The organism is Enterovirga sp., assembly GCF_028290205.1.
Taxonomy (GTDB): domain Bacteria; phylum Pseudomonadota; class Alphaproteobacteria; order Rhizobiales; family Beijerinckiaceae; genus Enterovirga.
Map to the genome: position 1 here is coordinate 1 of NZ_JAQGKF010000223.1, position 4,850 is coordinate 4,850.

Genomic DNA, 4,850 nt, shown 5'->3' on the forward strand with positions numbered 1-4,850 from the left:
TCGCCGGATCCGGCGAATACGATGTCGTTGCCGGCGCCTGCGAGGATGATGTCAGTCCCCGATCCACCAAAGACGACGTCGTTGCCGGCGCCGGCGATCAGGTGGTCATCGCCGGCGCCGCCCTCGATGACATCGTTGCCGCCGCGTGCGTCCACGATGTCATCGCCTCCGCGGGCGTCGATCACGTCGGCGCATTCGGTCCCAAGGATGATGTCGGGCCCTTCCGTGCCGATGGCCGACGGCGCGTCCACGATGTTGAAGGAGGCCTGCTGGGCCACGCTCAGCGCGCCATCGCTGATCGAGTAGGTCAGCGTCACGGCTCGGACCTCGCCGTTCTCGGGCGTGTAGAGCCACCCGCCCTCGGCCGGAACAAGCGTCCCGGAGGAGATCGTCACGTCGCGGGCGCTCAGTGTGTCGCCGTCTGCGTCCGTTGCGCCATAAAGAAGGGCGGATGCCGCGATGAAATAGGCCTGGCATCCGACCATGTCGCGCAGCTGCACCGGGCCGGCGACCGCGGGCGCGCGATTGCGCGAACGCTCGTCGACCGGACGATCGGGTTGTCGCGGCTCGAGCGGCGTCGTGGGCGTAGGGGCGTTCGGGTTTTGCGGATCTCCGGGCCGAGAACCGGGACCGTCCTCTTGGGCTGGTGGGCGAGAGCTCCCGCCGCCGCCGCCGCCGCCGCCACCGCCCCCACCGCCGCTGCCGCCTCCGGACGGCTGAGAGCCGACGACGGTGGTGGCGCCGCCGTTGTCGTTTGATGAAGGGCCAATCCCGGCCGGCGGTTCAGACGCTGGCGAGCCCTTGATCCTGCTGAAGTCGAAGGGTCGCGAGCTTTCGCCCCCGATCATCAGGTCTCGGTCGCTCAGCGACAGCGGGTGCGGAGGAAGCCGGATGACGTTGCTGGGCTTGAGCGGCTCCAGTGCCTCCGGTGGTTCCGCCGGCCCGATCGTGTCCCGTAGCGGCGTGCCTGAGGTCCCATCGGGCGTCGGCTTCGGCCCAGGCCCGGGCCCGGGCGCGGGCTGCGTCTCGCTCGATCCGAGTCCCGAGGCTTTCAGAATGGCCGTCACGAGGGCGACGAGGCCCAGAACAAGCCCCGGTATCACGGGCTTCTTCGTGTCCTCCTTGGTTTCGAACGAGGCTCGATCGGGCCCGGTTTCCGCAACCGGCTGACGGGTGGCCTGGACCTTGATCATGACGGGGCCTCGCTACGCGGGAACGCCAGCGGCGTGCATCGGAATGATGGCGGCATCGCCGCGAGGCGCCTGCTGTGCGCGAGGCGGAGCGAGCACGTCTTCTTTCCGGCCGAAGCCAGCGAGCTTGCCGTTCTGGATCACCGCGATGAGGTCGACTGCGGCGAGCGCGCTCGGCCTGTGCGCCACGACGATGGCGATGCCGCCACGGGCTCGGATGCCCTCGATGGCCCGGGTGAGCGCCTGCTCCCCTTCTCCGTCGAGATTGGAGTTCGGCTCGTCCATGACGACGAGAAACGGCCGGCCATACAGCGCTCGGGCGAGCCCTATGCGCTGGCGCTGCCCAGCTGAGAGCGACATGCCATTCGGGCCGAGCTTTGTCTGGTACCCCTCGGGGAGCCGCAGGATCATCTCGTGGATGCCTGCCGCTTCCGCCGCTTCGATCACGGCCGCCGGATCACATCTGTTTGCCAGGCGGGAGATGTTGTCCTGGATCGTGCCGTCCAGAAGCCCAACCTCCTGCGGCAGGTATCCCAGATGTTCGCCGAGGTCTTCCGCCGGCCACTGGGTCAGATCGGCGCCGTCGATCCGGACATGACCTCGTGCGATTGGCCAGACGCCCGTCAGCGCCTTGACGAGCGTGGTCTTGCCGCCAGCACTCGGTCCGACGATTCCGAGCGCCTGGCCGGCCTCGAGCCTGAAGTCGATTTCGGCCAGGACGACCTGGCCGCTGCCAGGCACCGCGACCATCAGGTTGTCGACCGACAGGCTTCGCGACGGAGCAGGCAGCGCCATCGGCTCATTGGCCGAGGCCAGCGCTGTCACGGTCTCCTTCAGGCGCGAATAGGCCTGACGGGCCGCCACAAACGGCTTCCAATTGCCGATCGCCTGATCAACCGGGGCGAGGGCGCGCGTTGCCGCGACCGACACCGCGATGATGGCGCCGGCCGAGAGCTCGCCCTTGATGGTGAGAAAGGCGCCGAGCCCAAGGAGCGCTGACTGCAACAGCATCCGCAGCACGCGCGAGATGGCCGCGAAGGTGCCCGTGATGTCGCTTGAACGGGTCTGCAGGCCGACATGGTCCGAGTTCGCCTCATTGAAGCGCGACACGGCTCGAGCCGAGAAGCCCATGGCCTTGAGGACTTCGGCATTCTTGGCGTTTGAGTCCGCGATCATGTTGCGGACCAGCCCGGCCTTCCGGGTTTCGCCGGCCAGGCGCCGGGTCAGGATCTCGTTCAGAACCGTCAGGACGGTGAGGACAAGGGCGCCGCACAAGGTGAGCGTGCCCAGCATCGGATGGAGCAGATAGACGAAGATCAGGAAGACCGGCATCCAGGGAAGATCGAACAGCGCCGCGGGCCCCGGACTGCCGAGAAAGCCCCGCACCGTGTCGACGTCGCGACCGCGTTCGAGGGCCTCCGAGGTCGAAAAGCCGAACCGGGGCATGTCGATTGCGACCCGGTGAGCCAGAGGCGCGACGTCCTGATCGACCCGGGCTCCGATCCGGATCAGGATCTGTGAGCGGATCACGTCGAACACGCCCTGGAAGGCGTAGAGACCGAGCGCGAGCAGCGAGAGGGCGACGAGCGTGGGGATCGAGCCGCTCGTCAAGGCCCGGTCGTAGATCTGCATCATGTAGAGGGAGCCCGTGAGGGCCAGGATGTTGATGATGCCAGATATTGCAATCAGGAAGAGCGCAACGCGACGAAACCCTCCCGTAAGTTTTGCAAGCTCACGTCTTTTCGCGCCGGTGAGATCCTTCGAACGTGCCATGAGAGGCCCCCATCTGCCTGAAGTGAAGCCGAGGCGGTTGGATCCGCCCCGGCTCTGGTCACTCAAAGTGTGACGTTCTGGGCATTCAGATTGTGGTGGCCTTCGATGCGGAAGGTGAACTCGGCATCGAGATCGGCGTCGGTGTTGCCCTGGACCAGGGTGAAGTCACCCTGGTCACTGCTGCCGAATGTGACCGCGAGCTGGCCCGTCGCCGAGAAGCTGGCGTTCGTGACGAGCGTGAAGCCTTGGTCCCCGGCCGCCCCGGTGTTGCTATCGATCTGCGAGAGGTCGATGACGTCGCCAGGCTCAAAGCCCCGGATGGTATCTCCGCGGGCTGCGGCGGCGGACGTGAAGCGGAAGACATCCGCGCCGCCGCCGCCATTCAGGATGTTGGAAACCGTGCTGGCGATGATCGTGTCCGCACCAGACCCGGTATTGACGTTCTCGATCCCCCAGATCGTGTCCGTTCCAGCCCCGGTGACCGTGCCGTTGAGGAGCGGTCCGGCCCCGAGGTTCACGACGAGACTTGTCGTGATGGCGGACATGTCGAGCGTATCGATGCCCGTGCCGCCGTCGCTTTCGTCGCCAAAGTAGGTGTCGTTGCCGTCCCCAGCGGTCGCCGCGAAGATGTCGTTCCCCGCGCCTCCGAACACCTGGTCGTCACCGGCCCCGGCGGTGAGGAGGTCATCCCCGTCCCCGCCGAAGATGCGATCGTTGCCGTCGTCGCCGTAGACCACATCGCTCCCGGATCCGGCGAAGACGTGGTCGTTGCCGCTGCCTGCGGTCACGACATCGCGGCCCCGGCCCGCGTCGATGAAGTCGTCGCCATCACCGCCCAGCATCGCGTCCGCCGCATCGTCACCGACGAGAACGTCGTCGCCAGCGAATGCGATCAGGTTGTCCGCGCCGGCCGTGCCGGTCAGGACGTCCGGGCCCGCCGTTCCGGTTCGGGTGACCCCGACCGAAGCGTTGCCGGTGCCCGCCCCGGGCCTGTCCTCGCCGCCGGCTTCCTCGCAGTGGCCGTGCTCCTCCTCTTCCCCATCCCCGTCTTCGTGCACGACGGGCGAGCTGCCCGACGCGGCCGTGTAGGTGATCGTGTGGCCGCCAGGACCGGTCATCCTGGTGACGCCGTCGACGGTCGTGGTCTGATAATCCCCCGCCGCCGCCCCGGCTGGCAGCTCGATCACGTCCTGCGCCCGCAAGGTGCCGACGATGGTGTCGTTGCCGCCGTTGGACCGGAAGACGATGCGATGGGCTGAGCGGAGCGCCGAGATGTCGACGGTGTCGTCGCCGGCGTCCCCATCGATGGTGATGGTATTGAGCCGCAGGCTGGTCCCGGTGAAGTCGCCGACGATGTTGAACGTGTCGGAACCGGCACCGCCCGCGGACCCTGTTGAACCAGCCGGGTCCACACCGTTGATCCGGATCTCCTCGATCTCGCTCAGTTCAGCGACGATGACGTCCGTCCCACCGGTGGTTTGACGACGGATGACGATTTCAGTCGCCGGATTGAGAGTGCCGAGGACGGCCCCCGCAATTTGGGCGAGAGCAGCGGTTCGCGTGTAGATGCTATACGTCTCAGCGCTGCCGTTGCCGTTGACGACAAAGGTGTCGCCGACGGCTCCCTCCGTGCCACCGTTGACGACGTCACGCCCATCCCCGGCGCCGCCGCCCCCCGCGTTCCAGACAATCGTGTCGTCCCCGCCCTGAGCAATGATCGTGTCGGCGCCGAGAAGCCCGACCAGCACATCGTTGCCGTCGGTGCCTGTCAGTGTGTCAGCACCGTTCGTTGCTCCCGGGAGCGGCGCCGCGGCTTCGGCGAGGATGTAGTCAGTGTCATCGATGGTGGCATTTGTGACGCCGTTGATCCGGATCGTCCCCTGGACC

The 4,850-nt window shown here is 67.1% G+C and carries 3 protein-coding genes; all 3 read right to left on the reverse strand.

The annotated features are described in order from the left end of the window. On the reverse strand, window positions 1-1,193 hold a 1,193-nt coding region (locus tag JWR86_RS15440), incomplete at its 3' end, for a cadherin-like domain-containing protein (protein ID WP_299567213.1). Between the two features lie 12 nt (window positions 1,194-1,205). Further along, window positions 1,206-2,963 carry a type I secretion system permease/ATPase gene (locus tag JWR86_RS15445; protein ID WP_299567215.1) on the reverse strand — a complete coding sequence of 586 codons (1,758 nt, stop codon included), beginning with the start codon at window positions 2,961-2,963 and terminating at the stop codon, window positions 1,206-1,208. 62 nt (window positions 2,964-3,025) lie between these two features. After that, window positions 3,026-4,850, reverse strand: a 1,825-nt coding sequence (locus JWR86_RS15450) for a calcium-binding protein (protein WP_299567217.1), incomplete at its 5' end; no start/stop codon positions are given.